Genomic DNA, 19,182 nt, shown 5'->3' on the forward strand with positions numbered 1-19,182 from the left:
TCTTACTGCCCATTAAAGTCGGATAAACGAAACAACTCATTCTGCAACTCTACAAACCTATTTCGTTTCAAATAATCCCCCTATTTCTAATGATTAACACCAAAAAGCTATGTAGCATTTTAATACTACATAGCCTTCTTCTACAAACTCTTACTTACTTCCTCTACTAACTTCTTCGTACTTTCATACGCAGATTCCGCTAAACTAATCGCAGAAATAACAGAAACACCTTCCGCACCCGCTTCTATAACTGAAGCTGTATTTTCAATTGTAATGCCACCAATCCCGACGATCGGTATTGTAATTCCTTGCTCTCTAAAATGAGCTAAACCTTTCGTGCCTTGCACAGCTTTCGTATCTTTTTTCGTACTCGTTGGGAAAATAGGACCAACACCTAAATAATCAGCTCCGTTTTCAATTGCCCAGTGTGCTTCTTCAATTGTATGTGTAGATACACCAACAATTTTATTCCCCATTTTTTCACGAACAGAAGTAATTCCTTCATCATCTTGTCCAACATGCACGCCATCTGCATCTAACTCGAGAGCTAGTTCCACATCATCATTTACGATGAATGGTACACCGTACTCCTTACAAATTGCTTGTAGCTCTTTCGCGAAACAAATACGTTTCTCTCCCATTAAAGCGCCTTCTCCCTTTTCACGAAATTGAAAAATTGTTATACCGCCTTCAAGTGCATCTCTCAATACTTGTAGTGGCTCCTTCGTACAATTGTTACTTCCCATAATAAAATATACTGATAATAATCTAGACATTTCTGCCTTTGTAATACGCGGCATCTAGTTCCCCTCCTTGCTAGATAAGCTCAATCTTCCCATACTTCTCAATATCATCTGAAGTTGTATTTGCTAACTGATTTAAAAATTCAATTTGGAAACTACCAGGTCCCTTTTCTACTGTCTTAGCAGCTGCCAGTTCCGCAGCTACACCATAAAATGTTAATGCCGCTACCGCTGCCTTTACATAATCCTTTTCTACCGCTACAAATGCTCCTATTACAGAAGTTAGTAAACAACCTGTTCCGGTAACTTTCGTTAAAATAGGGTGACCATTTCGAATAAGAATCGTTCGCTCTCCATCTGTAACGACATCTTCTTTCCCAGTAATCACCGCAACTGTATTTAATTCGTCTGCTGCCTGCCTTGCAATACTTACGACATTGCCATTTCCAGCACCGGCGTCTACCCCTTTAATTTCCCATCTCTCATTAATAACATTCGCTATTTCAGCTGCATTTCCGCGAATAATTGCTAAATCAATTTCAGCCGGAATATGTCTCGCAACTTCTGTTCGATACGATGTTGCTCCTGCACCAACTGGATCAAACAGTACTGGTACATTATTCACATTTGCTGATTTACCCGCAAGTAACATCGCTTCTACTTCTTCAGAACGAAGTGTCCCCATATTTAATACTAACGCTCCAGCAATGCTAGCCATTTCTGCTACTTCTTCTTTCGCATACGCCATTACAGGTGATGCTCCTAACGCTAACAAGCCGTTAGCTGTAAAATTTGTTACAACAACATTTGTAATATTATGAACGAGCGGATTAGACTCTCTCACCAAATCCACTACTCTACTAATTTCTTTCATATTCATCCTTCTCATCCCCTAACTATAGTAATGGGAGATACACAAAAAGGCACTTTGCGCGTACGCAAAGTGCCTGAACATGTGCTTTTACACTCTCCCTACGCTGGCATTATCCAACAGGTTCAAATGGTCAATGACGGATTAGTCATACTCTCAGTTTGCATCCACAAACTCCCATGTGCTTATTATTCTTCTACTTCAAAGTCTACTCTTATTCTAGTAAAATAACAAGTTCTTTACTTTTCTATTTAAATAGAAGCAACTAATAAGACAATAAGCATAATAACTATCTATTTCTCACAGTCTCATCATGGTGCACATTATGTTCTGTCGCCATCATTCTCTTTCAAACGGATGTTATCCCACTAAAAAACGTTCAAATCTGGAGCGAAACTGAATCTCAAGAAGATGTATGCTATAGTTAACGTATGGAAATTTGAAAGGATGTTTTTAATATGGCAAAAAGCGTTGTAATCGCTGAAAAACCTTCCGTTGCACGAGATATTGCGCGTGTACTTAAGTGCGATAAAAAAGGAAACGGCTACCTTGAAGGTAGTAAATATATTGTAACTTGGGCTTTAGGTCACCTCGTTACATTAGCAGATCCAGAAAGCTATGATGTGAAATATAAAAAGTGGAATTTAGAAGATTTACCGATGCTACCTGAGCGTTTGAAATTAACGGTTATTAAACAAACTGGGAAACAATTTAATGCTGTAAAAAGTCAGCTACTTAGAAAAGATGTAACTGAAATTATTGTAGCGACAGACGCTGGACGTGAAGGAGAATTAGTTGCTCGCTGGATTATTGATAAAGTTCGAATTAACAAACCAATTAAACGCCTATGGATTTCATCTGTTACTGATAAAGCAATTAAAGATGGTTTCGCAAATTTAAAACCAGGTAAAGCATATGACAATTTATACGCTTCAGCAGTTGCACGTTCAGAAGCTGACTGGTATATCGGTCTTAACGCGACTCGCGCTTTAACGACTCGCTTTAATGCCCAGCTGAATTGCGGCCGTGTGCAAACACCTACTGTCGCTATGATCGCTAATCGTGAAGATGAAATAAAGAACTTCAAAGCTCAAACTTATTACGGCATCGAGGCTCAAACGACGAGTCAGCTAAAACTAACTTGGCAAGATGCAAACGGTAATAGCCGCAGTTTTAATAAAGAAAAAATTGATGGTATTGTAAAAGGTTTAGATAAGCATAATGCTACCGTTGTGGAAATTGATAAAAAACAGAAGAAGTCATTCTCTCCTGGTCTTTACGATTTAACTGAATTACAACGTGATGCAAATAAAAAGTTCGGTTACTCTGCGAAAGAAACATTAAACATTATGCAGAAATTGTATGAGCAACATAAAGTGCTAACGTACCCTCGTACAGATTCACGCTATATTTCATCTGATATCGTTGGAACACTTCCAGAACGTCTAAAAGCATGTGGCGTTGGAGAGTACCGTCCTTTAGCACATAAAGTATTACAAAAGCCTATCAAGTCTAATAAGTCATTTGTTGATGATAGTAAAGTAAGTGATCATCACGCAATTATTCCGACAGAAGGATACGTTAACTTCTCGGCCTTCACAGATAAAGAACGTAAAATTTATGATTTAGTTGTAAAACGTTTCTTAGCCGTTTTATTCCCGGCATTCGAGTACGAGCAACTAACGTTACGCACAAAAGTTGGTAATGAAACATTCATTGCACGCGGAAAAACTATTCTGCATGCCGGTTGGAAAGAAATATATGAAAATCGCTTTGAAGATGATGATGTAACGGATGACGTAAAAGAACAACTTCTACCTCACATTGAAAAAGGCGATACATTAACTGTAAAGTTAATTATGCAAACATCAGGTCAAACAAAAGCACCTGCACGATTTAACGAAGCTACTTTACTTTCAGCAATGGAAAATCCTACGAAATATATGGATACGCAAAATAAACAACTTGCTGATACGTTAAAATCAACTGGTGGATTAGGTACTGTAGCAACGCGTGCTGATATTATCGACAAGCTATTCAATTCATTCTTACTTGAAAAACGTGGTAAAGATATTCACATTACCTCAAAAGGCCGTCAGTTACTTGATTTAGTGCCAGAAGAGTTAAAATCACCTACACTAACTGGTGAGTGGGAACAAAAGCTTGAAGCAATTGCGAAGGGTAAACTGAAAAAAGAAGTATTCATTTCAGAAATGAAGAACTATACGAAAGAAATTGTTTCTGAAATTAAATCAAGTGATAAAAAATATAAACATGACAACATTTCAACGAAGTCTTGTCCAGACTGTGGTAAACCAATGCTGGAGGTAAACGGTAAAAAAGGAAAAATGCTCGTTTGCCAAGACCGTGAATGTGGTCATCGTAAAAATGTATCTCGTACAACAAACGCTCGTTGCCCACAATGTAAGAAGAAGTTAGAATTACGTGGTGAAGGTGCAGGACAAATTTTCGCATGTAAATGTGGCTATCGCGAGAAATTATCGACATTCCAGGAGAGACGTAAAAAAGAATCTGGAAGCAAGGCTGATAAGCGCGACGTTCAAAAATATATGAAACAACAAAATAAAGAAGAAGAACCATTAAACAACCCATTCGCAGAAGCGTTAAAAAAATTAAAATTTGATTAAACAAAAAGGTTCCTACCTCTATCGGTAGGAACCTTTTATTTTAGTGAATGATTTTACTTCCTTTTGCATTCTCAACGAATTTTTCACTTGATTTGTTAATTGGTGTTTTCAGTAATAACGCAGCAACAATCATAACTACTACGAAAGCACTTAACACAAGTAAATCTCGCGTTACAATATCCCACAGCATTCCACCTACTGTTTCACGAATTGCACTAATTGCATATGTGAACGGTAAGAACGGATAAATCGCTTGGAAGAACGCTGGTGTCATTTGAATTGGGAATGTCCCGCCCGATCCTGCTACTTGCAGTACAAGTAAAATAATCGCCATCGATTTCCCAACGTTTCCGAAAATAGAAACGAGTGAGTATACGATACAAACGAAGACTCCACCAATAAATAAACTAAATAATACAAACCAGAACTTATCGACTACGTACGTACCGAGTAAGAATATATCTCCCATCGATACGATAAACGCTTGTGAAAGACCTATCGTTAAGAATGTTAATAAACGTCCGAAGTAAATTTCATGGCTCTTATAATTCGCGCCCTCTTCATGTACTTCTACTGTTAATAATGAAACCATTAATAATGCGCCTACCCATAATGCAAGCACTGTATAGAATGGTGACATTGCTGAACCGTAGTTCGGCATCGCAAATAATTTATTCTCTTTTAAATTTACTGGATTCGCAAAGTAATCACTTTGCTTTTCAACATCATTTTTCAATAAGCGTATGATGTCTTTTAAATCCTCTTCAGATTCAAAATCACGAATTTTATTTGCTAATTCTTTAATCTTTTTCTCAGTTTCCGGCATGTCAGCTTTAATGTCCGTTAATTTCTTTTTACCGTCTACTAAGCCTTTTGATGAATCTTCTAGTAATTTTTTAACATCTGGAAGCTTTTTGTCTGCTTCTTTTAAAATTTGAGATGTATTTTTAGACATATCTTTTGTACGAGCAATTGCTTCATTAAAGTTTGGAACGATTTCTGAATCGTATTTAGCTAAGATGTCACCTATTTGACCCGAAACATTTTTAGATACTTTATTAATACTCTCAATAACATCTGCCGCTGGTTTTTGACCTTTATTAATAGCGTCAATTCCTTTATCAGTTAAATCGATTCCTTTTTGAAGACCATCTTTTACTTTATTCAATTTAGAAATCATGTTATTCGTGTTCTTATCACTATTTACATCTGCTAAAACTTTATTCGCATTCTCCATAACAGGAATCATATCGTTAACTAAATTTAGCCCAGCTTTGAACTGGCCATTTAAATCATTTAAAGCTACTTTTGTAGAATCTAGTCCGTTGACACCTTTATTACTTAAGTCTTCTCTGGCTTTTTCAAGCTCTGTTTTTAATCTGCTGTAATTATTTACAGCCTGATCATAGCCTTCTCTACCATTGTCTAATATTTCGTTAACTTTTTTTATTTCTTGATTTAAATTCTGTTGCGCATTTCCAGCTTTATCTTTTAATTGTTCAGCCGTACTTACCGCTTTTTCAAAATCTGCTACAAACGTCGCATTATAATCTGCCTCCGCTTGGTTTACCAAATTATTTATTGCATCTAACTTTTTATTAGTAGCATCTCTTACATCTTTTTTCACTTCTTGTCCTGTACCTATAATATTAGCGATATCTTTAACGCCGCCATTTGCATTTTCTATAGCTGATTTAAGATTCGTTAATTTATCTATACGTCTTTGGAAGAAGTCTTTTCCAGAATCAGTTGGTGCAGATTCTTTAAATTTAGTAAAGACATCAATTAAATATGAAACACTATCAACACGACCTTGAAGGTTCTCAGAAACCTTATTAAGATCTTGTTTCGCTTTTTCTGGATCAAAATTACCATTTCCCAATCCGTTTATAACACCTTGTGCATAAGTTGTTCCAACACGTATTGAGCCGAATACATTATTTACAGTTTGATCAATATTTTTAGCTATATCTTTATACAATTGACCATTCACCTGCGGTAATTCTGGTATCTGCGGAATAGTTATATTAGGTAACACTGGGAATTTAGATGGATCTGGAAGTGCCATATTGAAATCAAAAGATGGATTTTTTAAGAAATCCGTAATCGCTGCCGCACTATTCAAACCTGTTTGCATTGCAATTAAATTATTCTTAATAGTTCCTGGAGCACGATTCAATGTTTCATCATTTCTCGCAAAGAATGCATCTAAACTCTTAAGTGTGTCCTGCCCATCATTAATAACACTTTCTACAACCGGCAACTCTTTCTGCGCCACTTTCACAACATCTTCTGCTCGAGTTGCATCATCTAACGCCTTATCCATCAGTGTATTCATTTCTGGGAACTGCGCTTCTAACTTAAAGACAAGATCTTTTACTTTCTCGATACTTGGTAAGTTTGTTTCTAAATCGATTCCAAGGTCATTAAAAACTTTAAAAATCTCACCGTTTGCTGTTTTAACAAAGTTTTTACTAATTTCTTCTGTAATACCTGATGCACCTTTTGCTGTAATTTTCGGTGCAATCGCATTTACCTTTTCATTTACATAGTAATCAAGTTCTGGTTTCTGCGGATTTTCATCCAGAACAGTTGCAATCTTTTCAGAGAAATCTTTTGGAATTGTAATACTTGCATAGTAATCTCCGCGCTCAACTCCGTGAATTGCTTGTTTTTCATCTACAAATTTCCAACCAAGATTTTTGTTTTTCTTAAGAGAATCTACAATCTCTTCACCGATATTAATATCTTTCCCTCTTAAATTAGATCCTGCATCTTGGTTAGAAACTGCAATGGGAACCTCTTTTGTATTTCCGTACGGATCCCAAGAAGCTTTAATGTTAAACCATGCATATAACGATGGTAAAATCATTAATCCTAAAACAATAACAATTGCAGCCCAATGTTTAGCTACATTCCGTAAATCTGTCTTATAAATACGCCAAATTTGTTTCATAGAAGTTATCACCTAATTATATATTTTTCCTTCTTTAGAAAATGATACATACATTTTGCAATTATATCACTTTCTACATCGTGGATTAAACGAAAACACACTATTTTTCCCATTAAATATTTCACTTACTTCATTATATAACGAAGTAAAAAAAGTATGCATACAAAATGACCAAATTAGTTTTACATTCAATAATAACAAATATATAGGAAATGTCATAAAAAATACAAGTATTTTCTCTTGGAAATACTTGTATTCCTCAAAAAAATCCTCACAGTTTTTCATCATCTGTGAGGATTTCTTCTATTATATATCTACTTTTACTTCTACACCGAAATGATCTGAAATTACCTTTCGGTTTGTACCATTAAAAATGACTTTTGAAGAACGAACTTTTTCGCTTTGGTTACACAATATTAGATCGATTCGTAATTTATGTTTGTTTTCATCCCACCCAGCAATCTCACCTTGGACAGTTGTTCCTTCATCCTTCTCTATTGCTAGTTCATATGTGTCATACAAACCTTTTCGCATCATATATTCATAACCTTCGCCTTGCAAACGAGCATTGTTATTAAAGTCACCCATTAAGAAGGAAAGTTCATTACGATTTACACGCTCCATTAAACGATCAACTTGACCTTTGAATGACTCTTCTTCATCATTCCACCAACCGAGGTGACAAGAGTAAAACGTGATGTTCTTACCATTATAAGCAATTGTTGTACTTATAATTTTGCGCGTTTTCCAATACGTTGTATCCTTATTTTCTGAAATAAAGAACGTATCTTCTTTTACAACATTATGTTTCGTTACAATCGCTAATCCTTCTTCATACACATCATAACCAATATGAGAGAAATCCCAAGTAATATTGTAATCTTTTACATGTAACGCTTTTAACTCTTCTAATAGTAAAAGTCCAAAATTATCTTCTTTCTTGTTACCGCATACATTTTCAGCTTGTATCGACTGACTTACTTCTTGCAATGCGATCACATCATACTGTTCTTCTTGAATGACTTTAGCAAGATATTTTATCTTTTCTATTTGATTTTCTTCTTGCCAAGAGTGACAGTTTAAAGTTAGCAATTTCATATTATTACGCACCTAACATATCTTGAATGTCTGACTTTAATACGTCAGCTTTCGGACCATATACTGCTTGTACACCTTTATCTTTTACGATCAGTCCTAAAGCACCATTTTGTTTCCATTGTGCTTCTGGTGCAACAACATCTAAATCTTTTACTGTTACACGTAAACGTGTCATACAAGCATCTACGTCAGCAATATTTTCTTTTCCACCTAACAAATCAATAACTTTTGTTGCTAATGAACCATCCTGTACATTTCCTGTTCCTTCTGATGACTCATCTTCATTATCAATATAGTTACCAGCACGTCCTGGTGTTGGTAAGTTGAACTTTTTAATTAAGAAATTGAATAATGTAAAGTTCAGACCGAAGAATACTAATGAAACGATAACGAAATTGATTAAATCTCTAGTTAGTCCTGCATTAACCATCATCGGTGTACGAGTAATTAATTCAATAAATCCAAATGCGTGAACACGTAAGTTAATTAAATCTGCTAATGCAAATGCAAGTCCTGTTGTAATTGCATATACAACATATAATACTGGAGCAATAAACATGAACATGAATTCAATTGGTTCTGTTACACCTGTTAAGAATACTGCTAATGCTGCTGATAAGAACATTGGTTTATATTTTGAACGTTTTTCTTTATCAACATTACGGAACATCGCGAATGCAATACCCATTAACGCTGCTGTTGAACCGATAACTTGTCCTGCTTTGAATCGAGCTGGTACAACATTATTTAATAGATCGTTATATGCTTTTGTATCTCCATTTGCTAATAAATTATTTAAATCTGTAATCCATGCAAGCCATAATGGATCTTGCCCTGCTACAACTTGTCCAATTTTTGAGCCAGTTAACATCGTATATGTTCCGCCTAGCTCTGTGTAGTTCATCGGAATCGTTAACATATGGTGTAAACCGAATGGTAATAGTAAACGCTCTAACGTTCCATATACAAATGGTGCAACAACTGGTGCACTATCCTTTGAAGCTGCAATCCAGCGACCAAATTCATTTAATCCACTTTGGATGAATGGCCATAAAAGTGATAATACAATTGCAGTGACTGTAGACCAAACGATTACAACGAATGGTACGAATCGTTTTCCGTTAAAGAATGCTAATGCCTGTGGCAGTTTGTTATAGTTATAATATTTGTTATATAGAGTAGCTCCTAAGAAACCTGTGATAATCCCTACGAAAACTCCCATGTTTAATGCTGGTGCACCAAGTACAGAAGTAAAGTAATCTTTTACAACTAAATCTCCTGCTAATACTGAAGAAACTTTCGCTTTTGAATCCGCTAACATTTCAGCGTTTACGCCAAATATAGCTCCTGTAATTCTGTTTGTTAAGACGAATGCTAATAGTGCTGCAAATGCACCACCTGCGCGATCTTTCGCCCAAGATCCCCCAATTGCTACTGCGAATAAGATGTGTAGATTTGTGATAATTGCCCAACCGATGTCTTCCATTACGCGAGCGATTGTATGAACTGCGTTAATATCCCCAGCAGACATCCCAATTAACTTACCAATAGAAATCATTAAACCAGCTGCTGGCATTACAGCTACAACAACTAATAATGCTTTCCCGAACTTTTGCCAAAAATCAAAAGACGTAATTTTCATCTGTTCTTCCTCCCCTTTATTTATAATAACGTAATGATTTAAATTATAATTTCTGTTTCTATTATGAAAACGATTCCTTATGTTACTTTATTTTTATAATTTACGCAACCGTTTTCATAAATCTATTTTAATAAAAGCGTTTTCACTTTGCAATAGAAATTTATTTTTTTTCATAAAAAAAGATGCTCTAAGAGCATCCTTTTTTATTATGAAATGCGATAAACCCTTGTTTCATAAGGCTTTAACGTGATTGTAGTTACTTGTTCATGTTCCGCAACTTCATAGTTATTTAAAAGCAAACGTTTGCGTTCTAGTGCGAATGAACCCTCATTATATACAGATTCCTCTTTGGAGATATTACTAATTACAACGATTTTTTCATCATTTAATGTACGAGTATACGCATAAATTTGTGGATCATCTTCTAAAAGTAAATCGTACGTACCGTAATTCAGTACATCGTTCTCTTTTTTCAAGGCAATCATTTTTTTATAGAAATTGAAAATAGAATTCTCTTCATTTTTTTGCTTTTCAACATTAATTTCTTTATAGTTTGGATTCATACTAAACCAAGGTGCACCTGTTGTGAAGCCAGCATTCATCTCATCGTTCCACTGCATAGGTGTACGTGAATTATCGCGGCAAGAAGCCCATATAATCTCCATCATATCTTGATGTGATACGCCCTCTGCCATTTTCTCTCGATATAAATTTTTAGTTGCTACATCATCGTAATCTTCAATATTTAATAATTGAACATTTGTCATCCCAATTTCTTGTCCTTGATAAATAAACGGTGTACCGTGCATAAAGAAATACATTGCTCCTAGAGCTGTTGCACTTTCACGCCAATATTGTTTATCATCTCCCCAAGTTGAAACGATACGTGGCTTATCGTGGTTCTCAATATATAAAGCATTCCAGCCTTTATTTTCTAACCCTTTTTGCCATTTCGTTAATACTTTTTTCAGTCCTACAACATCAAGATCTTTCTTCTTTTCTGCATCCCATAAGCTTAAATGTTCGAATTGGAATACCATATTGAACTTACCTTGCTCTTCTCCAACCCAAAGCTCAGCATCTTCAATCTTAACGCCATTCGCTTCACCAACAGTCATAATATCGTACTTAGAAAATGTATTTTCTTTTAACTCTTCTAATAAAGGTTGAATACCATCCACATTCATATGTTTATCAAAAGATGGTACATACTTTAGTTCTTTTGGATTTGGCATATCTTTGAAGCCATCTTCTTTTTTAATATGGCTGATTGCATCCACTCGGAAACCATCAATTCCTTTATCAAGCCACCAATTAACTGTATCGTATAACACTTCGCGAACTTCTTTATTCTCCCAGTTTAAATCTGGTTGTTTACGCGAGAATAAGTGTAAATAATATTGTCCTGTTACTTCATCATATTCCCATGCCGAACCATTAAAAATACTTTCCCAGTTGTTTGGTTCCGCACCATCTTTACCATCATGCCAAATATACCAATCACGCTTCGGATTTTCTTTAGATGAACGGGACTCAATAAACCATGGATGTTCATCACTTGTATGATTAATAACTAAATCAATAATAAGCTTCATATCACGCTTATGAACTTCATCTAGTAAAGCATCAAAGTCTTCCATCGTACCAAACTCATCCATGATATCTTGATAATCACTAATGTCATAACCATTATCATCATTAGGTGACTTATACATTGGACAAATCCAAATTACATCTATGCCTAAATCTTTTAAATAATCCAATTTCGCAATAATACCCTGTAAATCTCCAATACCATCACCATTTGAATCCATAAAGCTACGTGGGTAAATTTGATACGCAACCGCTTCTTTCCACCATGTCTTATTCATAGTCATTCTCTCCTTTTGCATCCCATCGGAATTTTTATGCAAACGTTTTCGTAACACTATCATAACAAAATATAAATAGTTTGCAACTGTTTTCATTGAACTCTATGTAGATTCCTTATTCTTATGCTTTATTTATTTCTCACAAAAACAAATCTCATTTCTCACCTGCTCTTGTCCACGCACGTTACATACGCTTTTCATATATTAATAAAAAGCACTACTTGTTTTAGAAAGGAGTGATAAATTGAAACAAACAAAATTAACAGGTCGTATCGTCGTTCCCTCAGATCCTGACTATGACATAGCCCGAATGAATTTAAATTTAAATATTCCAAAACTCCCTTGTATTATTGTTTTTTGCCAAAATAAAAATGATGTCTGTAACGCCTTAAAATGGGCACGCGAACGTCATATACCATTTCGGTTAAGAAGTGGGCGTCATAGCTACGAAAATTTCTCCCTTTTAAATCGTGGACTTATTGTTGATGTGAGTGAAATGAATCAAATTACTGTTAATACCCAAAGTTTAACCGCAACAATTGAGGCCGGTGCAAATCTCGGCACTGTCTATAAAGAACTTTGGAAATATGGTTTTACAATACCAGCCGGCACAAGCGCAAGTGTTGGTATTGTTGGATTGACACTTGGCGGTGGCATCGGTATGCTTTCACGCTTATTCGGATTAACATGTGATCAATTAGTAGAAGTTGAAATGGTACAAGCGTGCGGTAAGTTTGGGGCAAAAATCATTCGAGCAAACGAACATGAAAACCATAACTTGTTTTGGGCGTGCCGCGGCGGCGGTGGTGGAAACTTTGGCATTGTTACTTCCTTAACTTTTCGAGTCCATCCTATAAAGAACGTATCGATTTTCTCACTGACATGGGAATGGGAAGATTTTATTGCTGCATTCCAAGCTTGGCAAAGCTGGGCGCCTTATATAGACGAACGTCTCACTTCATCAATTGAATTATTTTCGAAACAACAAAATAAAATTGAAGTAAAGGGTGAGTTTGTTGGCTCTCCGTCTGAACTCCATTCCTTATTATCTCCTCTACTTGAAACTGGTACTCCCTCTCTTTTTATAGATGAAGTTCCGTATATAAAGGCTGTTCAATTCTTTAATAGCGGTAATATCCCTGAAAATTTTAAGCGCTCTGGTTCCTATGTATATAAACCTATTCCCCTTAAAGGAATTCAAATCATGCAATATTTTCTTTCTCATGCACCAAATAAAGATGCAAGTATTTGGCACCAATCACTCGTAGGTGCTGTTGAAAATATTACGCCTACTGAAACAGCTTATTTCCATCGTAAAGCAATTATTGCGCAAGAATACATTACCTCTTGGAAATGCGACGATGAAGAAAATCGTAATATACGCTGGGTTAAAAATTTACGAGAAAGCTTAGACCCTTATACACTAGGTGACTATGTCAATTGGCCCGATATCGACATTAAAAATTGGCAAACTAGTTATTATGGTCCTAACTTTCAAAGATTGCGTAAAGTGAAAACCATATATGACCCTTGCAATGTTTTTCGTTTTCAACAAAGTATCCCACCCTTTCATACGTAAAAAAGGAAGAACAGAATACTGTTCTTCCTTTTCACATTGAAAATCGTTCAATTGTTTGTTTCAAATCCGCTGCTTGCTGCTCTAAATCCTTTAACAATTGATCGATTAGTACCATATTTTTAGATTGTTGTAACGTTACACGTGCTACTTCTTGTGAACCAGCTGATGTTTCCTCAGCAATTGCTGCTACAGCCTTCGTCTGTGCTCCTGTTTGATGAATGTGACTCACTTGTTCGTTCATATAGCTACTAATTTGCTTCGTTGCATCGGCAACCTCCATAATACTCGATGACATTTCTTTTAAAATTAATTCTGTCGCTGCCCCGCGTTTTGCCTCTTCTTTAGCTGTTTTCACTTGCTCCGTCATTTTCAATGCGACTTGTTGCACTTCCTCTTGCATATTACGTAATAACTGCGATATATTTCTTGCAGAATAATCGCTTTCATCGGCAAGCTTACGTACTTCTTCAGCTACAACTGCAAAGCCCCTTCCATGCTCTCCAGCACGAGCTGCCTCAATCGAAGCATTCAGTGCTAATAAATTCGTTTGACTAGCAATCTCACTCACAACAGAAACAATATGTTCCACTTGTTTCATTCGTTCTTCTAACTTCTGTACATTTTGCATCGAATTTTCATTTTCTTTTGCCAATGTTTGAATACCTTGAATTAAAGAAGTAAAGACTCGTGTACTTTGCCCTAAAGCTTGAACCATTTCTAAAGACAACTCGTCAGACTGTTTTGCTTTTTCTTCTACTTCACTCGCAATGGAAGTTGTTGTATCAACAGCCGAAACAATCGCCTGAATGGAAGCTGCTGATTGCTCAGCGCCAGAAGAAATCTCTGCAAGGGTTTCAGACACACCTCGTGCTTGCTTTGTTGCTTCTTCTGTTTGTCTTCTAATTTGCTGAACTTGATTATTTGTATACGAAAATGTAGTATCAATATTTTTTACCATACCTCTTAAGTTCCCTAGCATCATATTGAATGCAACACTTAAAGATTTAATCTCATCATCTGTTTTTGGTAACGGGACATCTTCACGAATATCGCCATTGGCCGCTTTCCTTGCAGCCTCCTCCAATTTCCGAAGTGGTGTAATTAAAAAGATTGCTGCTCCATACGCTAAAATTCCAGACCATACTACACCTAATAACATAACGATAATATTATAAACAGTTTGACTTACATAACTTTGAAAATAATCGTATATCACGTAAATAAAAACTATGCTTGTTGAATATGTAATAAAAGCTAAAACTGTAGTAAATAGCATAAGTTGTGTACGTAAACCAAAGGAAAAAGTTTTCTTCTCCTTTTCCATTTCTCATTCCTCCTCATAAATAATATACATACTATCTATATATCATTATCCATATTTTCCTTATAGAAAGATATATTGATTTTAATTTTTTATTTACATATTCATTACATTACTTTTTCTGTATATAAATAAAAATAATGTATAATTTTATTTGGATGCCAATTATATATTCAACTAAATAATGTAAGGTTAGGTGATTCTATGTTAAAGATTTTAAATCGTTTAAACGTTATAAATAGATTAATATTGTTAGTGGCAGTACCCATTCTTTCCATACTAATTATTAGCGTTGTAAATTATATAAATTTACAACAAATGCACAAACAACTTCAAACAGTATATGTGGATCGTCTACTACCTATTAAATGGCTAGGCTCTATTGAGAGCAGCATGTACCAAGAGTCTAGTTATGTAAAGGAACTCATTATTACGGAAGATGAAAATCGACGAACTACAATTTTAAATAAATTAAATGATACAAATAAAGAAACCGAAAAATTACGAGCTCAATATGAAAATACATATGTAACAGGCGAAGAAAAAAAGCTCCTCAACCAATATAAAGAAAAGCTAGAAAACTATGAAAAGCATCGAGCTCAAATGCTTGATCTCATTAAAGAGAATAGGCTTAATCAAGCATATTCATTCTACCTAACTACAGTGGAACCTAATTTGTCAGCAACAGTAGGTGCTTTAAAAAGCCTTAGTAATTATAACGAAAAGTTAGCTGAAAGTCTGTATAACGAAAGTGAGCACTCTTATAAGCAAGTGATAAGCGTAACAATTATTTTATTCATTGCATGTTTAGTTCTTTGCATTCTTATCTCCTTATTTACTGCTAATTCTATTATCAATCCAATCAATTCATTACGGAACATAATGAATTCAGCTGGACAAGGCGATTTGACCGTTGCTGTACCAAAACAATATCATCATGAATTCGGTCATATGTTTAATAGTTTCGATCAAATGATATTAAATTTACAGCAAATTATTAACAATGTAATTCAAACAAGTGCAAAAGTAAAAGGCTCTACAAACCAATTACAAATATGTCTCTTCAAATGCAAAAACTTGTTGAAGAATTAGAAGCGTTCGCCACTCAATTTAAAATTTAAAATTAAAAACTTGTAAACATCGGAAAGACCACCTAATTCAGGTGGTCTTTCTATTTAAATTATACATTCAGATTTACTTATATAAGAACGGTCCTCCGAAAAAAATGAAGGATTCTGACAATTCGTGGCTAATAACAGAAATAAGGGGTAACATTGGTAAAATATATTTTTGACTGGGGGTTTTGTATGATTAAGGTTCGAAATCTAGTAAAATCATTTGGCTCACTTGATGTTTTAAAAGGAATTGATTTAGAAGTAAAAGAAAAAGAAGTTGTTGTTTTAATTGGTGCCAGTGGCTCCGGTAAAAGTACATTACTTCGCTGTCTTAACTTTTTAGAAACGTACGATGAAGGTGAAATTCACTTACAAGGTAAACAAATTGATCCAAAGCATTCAAATTTAAACAAAGTCCGTGAAAATGTTGGTATGGTTTTTCAGCACTTTAACCTCTTTCCCCATATGACCTCACTAGAAAACATCATAGAAGCACCTATTCATGTAAAAAAATTAGAAGCAGCAAATGCAAAGGAAATCGGAAATCAGCTTCTGCAAAAAGTCGGCTTGCAAGATAAAGCAGATGTAACGCCCCACCTCCTGTCAGGTGGTCAAAAACAGCGCATTGCCATTGCACGAGCTCTTGCCATGAATCCTAAAATTATGCTATTTGATGAACCTACCTCAGCCTTAGACCCTGAGCTTGTTGGAGAAGTATTGCAAGTTATGAAAGAACTTGCTGAAGAAGGAATGACCATGGTTATCGTTACTCATGAAATGAATTTCGCAAGAGATGTAGCTGATCGAGTCATTTTTATGGATGACGGAAAGATTGTAGAAGACGCTCCGCCAGCGCAATTCTTTTCAGCTCCATCACATGAACGAGCAAAACAATTTTTACGCAACGTTTTATAGTGTAACTTCTGTTTCAAACGAAAGAAATACATTCATACGGTGCACAACTAATCATCTAAATACAATATCTCAATACCATACTTAAAACCATCCGTATGATCAATATATAGGAGGGGTTTTATGAAAAGAAAACTATTAACCATTGTTGCGAGTATTACATTATGTACATCCTTCATACTAGGAGCCTGTAGCAAGGAAAGCTCTACTACTTCTTCAAGTGGTGAAAAAGAATTTCGTTATGCGATGAGTGGCTTATATAAACCTTTTAACTATAAAGAAAATGACGGAAAGCTTGCCGGTTTTGATGTGGAAATTGGTGAGGCACTTGCGAAAAAAATGAATATGAAACCAGCTCCTATTACAAATCCGTGGGAAACGCTAATCCAAGGTCTCAAGGCAAAAAAGTATGATGCAATACTCGGCAGTATGGCAATTACAGAAGAACGATTAAAAGCTGTTAATTTCTCCAATCCTTATTATCGTTCTGGTGCCCAAATTTTTGTAGCTAAAAAGAATACATCTATCTCTTCTCCAGAAGATTTGAAAGGTAAGAAAATTGGTGTTGTTAAAGCTAGTACCTTTAAAGACCTTGTTGCAAAACATACAGATCAAATTACAGAATACGATAGCGATATTACTGCACTTATGGACTTAGAGCCTGGACGTATTGATGCAGTAATCACTGATCAAATGGTTGGTTTACGCATGATCAAAGAAGGTAAATCAAATATAAAAGAAGCTGGAAAACCATTAAATCTTGATGAAATGGGAATTGCTATTCGTAAAGATGATAAAGAAATGGTTGAGAAAGTAAATAAAGCTTTAGATGAAATTATTAAAGATGGTACGTATGAAAAGATTAGTAAAAAATGGTTCGGACGTAACATTCTTGGTGAAGAGGAAAAAACGAAGTAAATTAGCTATTCAAATGTTTCATAAATTATGCCCCACTTTTTATCCCGCTATTTTCTGGGCAGTAAAACTCCCAATTGGTGCGAGATAATAATCAGTGGGGCATTTCATTCCCTACCAAAATCCATACAATATGAGGTGACACATATGTTTGAAATTTTTATGTCTACTTATCCCACACTCTTAAAGGCTACTATTATCACATTACAACTAACACTAACATCCCTATTACTCGGTTCACTAATTGGATTACTATTCGCTTTTTTTCGAATCTCTAACAATAAAGTTTTAAATAGTATAGCTCATGTATACATCGCCATTATTCGTGGTACACCTTTAATTGTTCAAATTGCCATTCTCTATTTTGGGATTACATCCGTTGTTGTTTTTACTCCCTTTTGGGCAGGAGCAATTGCTTTAGCAATCCATAACGGTGCATATATTACTGAAATTTTCCGCGGATCCATCCAATCTATCGACCGTGGACAATTGGAAGCTGCTCGCTCTCTAGGTATGCCGTATCCTTTAGCGATGCGCCGTATCGTATTACCACAAGCATTTCGTCAATCTCTTCCTCCTTTAGGAAATCAATTTATTATTGGATTAAAGGACTCTTCCCTCGTTGCATATGTAGGGTTATCTGAATTATGGGGATCAGGTTTATCAATTGCTGCAAGTAACTTCCAACAATTAGAAACATACATAATCGTTGGTTTATATTACCTCGTACTTGTTCTTCTATTTACTTATTTTGTTAATCTTTTAGAGAAACGACTACAAAGAAAAGAAACAAATTCAGTTCAAGTTAGTACAAAAAATAAAAAAGAAGTCTCTTTATAAGAAAAAGCAAGCCTGAGATGGCTTGCTTTTTCACTGCAAAAATATATCAATTTTTACTGATTTACTTTTTTTATACTCTCGTCTTCCTCTATATGTTCCTCACGATATGAAATATTATGAGGATCTAGTCCATTTCCTAAAGAACCATAGAAATGCTCTCTATGCGGATCCACTAATTCACTTCCTTGATAATACACACGTGGTGTATTCCATAGCGCTGCCAAAGCTTTTGTCATCGGCATCTCGTGATAGCGTTCCGGCCACATTTCTTTAATTTTCTCTTTTACTAACGGATAGTATTTAGAGCTCATAGCAGGGAACAGATGATGTTCTGTATGGTATGAGAAATTGAAATGTAAAACGTCTACCCAGCGCGGCACTGTAACTGATAAACAGTTTGCTAACGGATCATTTACTGGAACAATTGGATTTAAGCGGTGATTTGTTGCGATATATGCCATTACAATAAAGTTAGCAATTAACAACGGAATCACATATGCAAATAACCATTTTGCTGGTCCCATAATAAACAATAAACTAATCCAAACTGTCCAAGGCAAAAGAAGTTGAAGCCATACAGATTTTTGATTGGATGACTTAAATTCTTTTATAAAATGAAAGAACATTCGAGTCGAATGCAATGTAAATTGAATGGTTAATGACAGAAAACT

At 35.3% G+C, this 19,182-nt stretch carries 13 protein-coding genes, 2 pseudogenes and 1 riboswitch; of the genes and pseudogenes, 6 read left to right on the forward strand and 9 right to left on the reverse strand.

From position 1 onward, the window contains the following. Positions 1-140 precede the first annotated feature (140 nt). Together thiE and thiM are read right to left on the reverse strand one after the other, a co-directional pair. Complete coding sequence (thiE, locus tag F8162_RS28445) at positions 141-800, reverse strand: thiamine phosphate synthase (RefSeq protein ID WP_151630251.1); 660 nt, start codon at positions 798-800, stop codon at positions 141-143. 16 nt (positions 801-816) lie between these two features. Continuing rightward, the gene (thiM, locus tag F8162_RS28450) at positions 817-1,623 is read right to left on the reverse strand and encodes a hydroxyethylthiazole kinase (protein WP_151630250.1); all 807 of its coding nucleotides are present in this window, start codon (positions 1,621-1,623) and stop codon (positions 817-819) included. Between the two features lie 72 nt (positions 1,624-1,695). After that, a riboswitch (TPP riboswitch) is annotated at positions 1,696-1,805 on the reverse strand. A 267-nt stretch (positions 1,806-2,072) separates the two neighbouring features. On the opposite strand from thiM, the gene topB reads away from it, so the two are divergent. Next, positions 2,073-4,262 (forward strand): DNA topoisomerase III, encoded by a 2,190-nt coding sequence (gene topB, locus F8162_RS28455; protein ID WP_151630249.1) that lies wholly within the window; start codon positions 2,073-2,075, stop codon positions 4,260-4,262. Between the two features lie 40 nt (positions 4,263-4,302). On the opposite strand, the gene F8162_RS28460 is transcribed toward topB, so the two are convergent. From F8162_RS28460 to F8162_RS28475, 4 genes are all read right to left on the reverse strand, one after another. Then, positions 4,303-7,218: a YhgE/Pip domain-containing protein gene (locus F8162_RS28460; RefSeq protein WP_151630248.1), complete on the reverse strand. Its 2,916-nt coding sequence runs from the start codon at positions 7,216-7,218 to the stop codon at positions 4,303-4,305. A 306-nt stretch (positions 7,219-7,524) separates the two neighbouring features. After that, positions 7,525-8,316 (reverse strand): endonuclease/exonuclease/phosphatase family protein, encoded by a 792-nt coding sequence (locus F8162_RS28465; protein WP_151630246.1) that lies wholly within the window; start codon positions 8,314-8,316, stop codon positions 7,525-7,527. Between the two features lie 4 nt (positions 8,317-8,320). Beyond that, positions 8,321-9,958: a PTS transporter subunit IIBC gene (locus F8162_RS28470; protein WP_151630245.1), complete on the reverse strand. Its 1,638-nt coding sequence runs from the start codon at positions 9,956-9,958 to the stop codon at positions 8,321-8,323. 206 nt (positions 9,959-10,164) lie between these two features. Continuing rightward, entirely contained in the window at positions 10,165-11,829 is a 1,665-nt protein-coding gene (locus F8162_RS28475; protein ID WP_151630244.1) for a glycoside hydrolase family 13 protein, read from the reverse strand. Positions 11,830-12,073: 244 nt separating this feature from the next. Here F8162_RS28475 and F8162_RS28480 point away from each other — a divergent pair, with 244 nt between their 5' ends. Next, on the forward strand, positions 12,074-13,408 hold the full coding sequence (locus F8162_RS28480; RefSeq protein ID WP_151630243.1) for an FAD-binding oxidoreductase: 1,335 nt from the start codon (positions 12,074-12,076) through the stop codon (positions 13,406-13,408). A gap of 31 nt (positions 13,409-13,439) precedes the next feature. On the opposite strand, the gene F8162_RS28485 is transcribed toward F8162_RS28480, so the two are convergent. Together F8162_RS28485 and F8162_RS29535 are read right to left on the reverse strand one after the other, a co-directional pair. Beyond that, the gene (locus F8162_RS28485) at positions 13,440-14,390 is read right to left on the reverse strand and encodes a methyl-accepting chemotaxis protein (RefSeq protein WP_413226584.1); all 951 of its coding nucleotides are present in this window, start codon (positions 14,388-14,390) and stop codon (positions 13,440-13,442) included. Next, positions 14,382-14,732 (reverse strand): annotated as a pseudogene (locus F8162_RS29535) (HAMP domain-containing protein); the annotation flags it as partial. The pseudogene F8162_RS29535 and the gene F8162_RS28485, both read right to left, overlap by 9 nt. Before the next feature lie 201 nt (positions 14,733-14,933). Between F8162_RS29535 and F8162_RS28490 the strand changes: the two are divergent. The 4 genes and pseudogenes from F8162_RS28490 to F8162_RS28505 form a co-directional block, all read left to right on the forward strand. Further along, a pseudogene (locus F8162_RS28490) lies at positions 14,934-15,779 on the forward strand (MCP four helix bundle domain-containing protein); the annotation flags it as partial. Between the two features lie 257 nt (positions 15,780-16,036). Beyond that, on the forward strand, positions 16,037-16,759 hold the full coding sequence (locus tag F8162_RS28495) for an amino acid ABC transporter ATP-binding protein (RefSeq protein ID WP_151630241.1): 723 nt from the start codon (positions 16,037-16,039) through the stop codon (positions 16,757-16,759). A gap of 120 nt (positions 16,760-16,879) precedes the next feature. Beyond that, on the forward strand, positions 16,880-17,674 hold the full coding sequence (locus F8162_RS28500; RefSeq protein WP_151630240.1) for an ABC transporter substrate-binding protein: 795 nt from the start codon (positions 16,880-16,882) through the stop codon (positions 17,672-17,674). Between the two features lie 144 nt (positions 17,675-17,818). Beyond that, positions 17,819-18,511 carry an amino acid ABC transporter permease gene (locus F8162_RS28505; RefSeq protein ID WP_151630239.1) on the forward strand — a complete coding sequence of 231 codons (693 nt, stop codon included), beginning with the start codon at positions 17,819-17,821 and terminating at the stop codon, positions 18,509-18,511. A gap of 53 nt (positions 18,512-18,564) precedes the next feature. Here F8162_RS28505 and F8162_RS28510 read toward each other — a convergent pair. Next, positions 18,565-19,182: fatty acid desaturase family protein (locus F8162_RS28510; RefSeq protein WP_192797686.1), on the reverse strand; the 618-nt coding region annotated here is incomplete at its 5' end.

Origin of the sequence: Bacillus sp. CH140a_4T, from assembly GCF_008923725.1 — a bacterium.
Taxonomy (GTDB): Bacteria; Bacillota; Bacilli; order Bacillales; family Bacillaceae_G; genus Bacillus_A.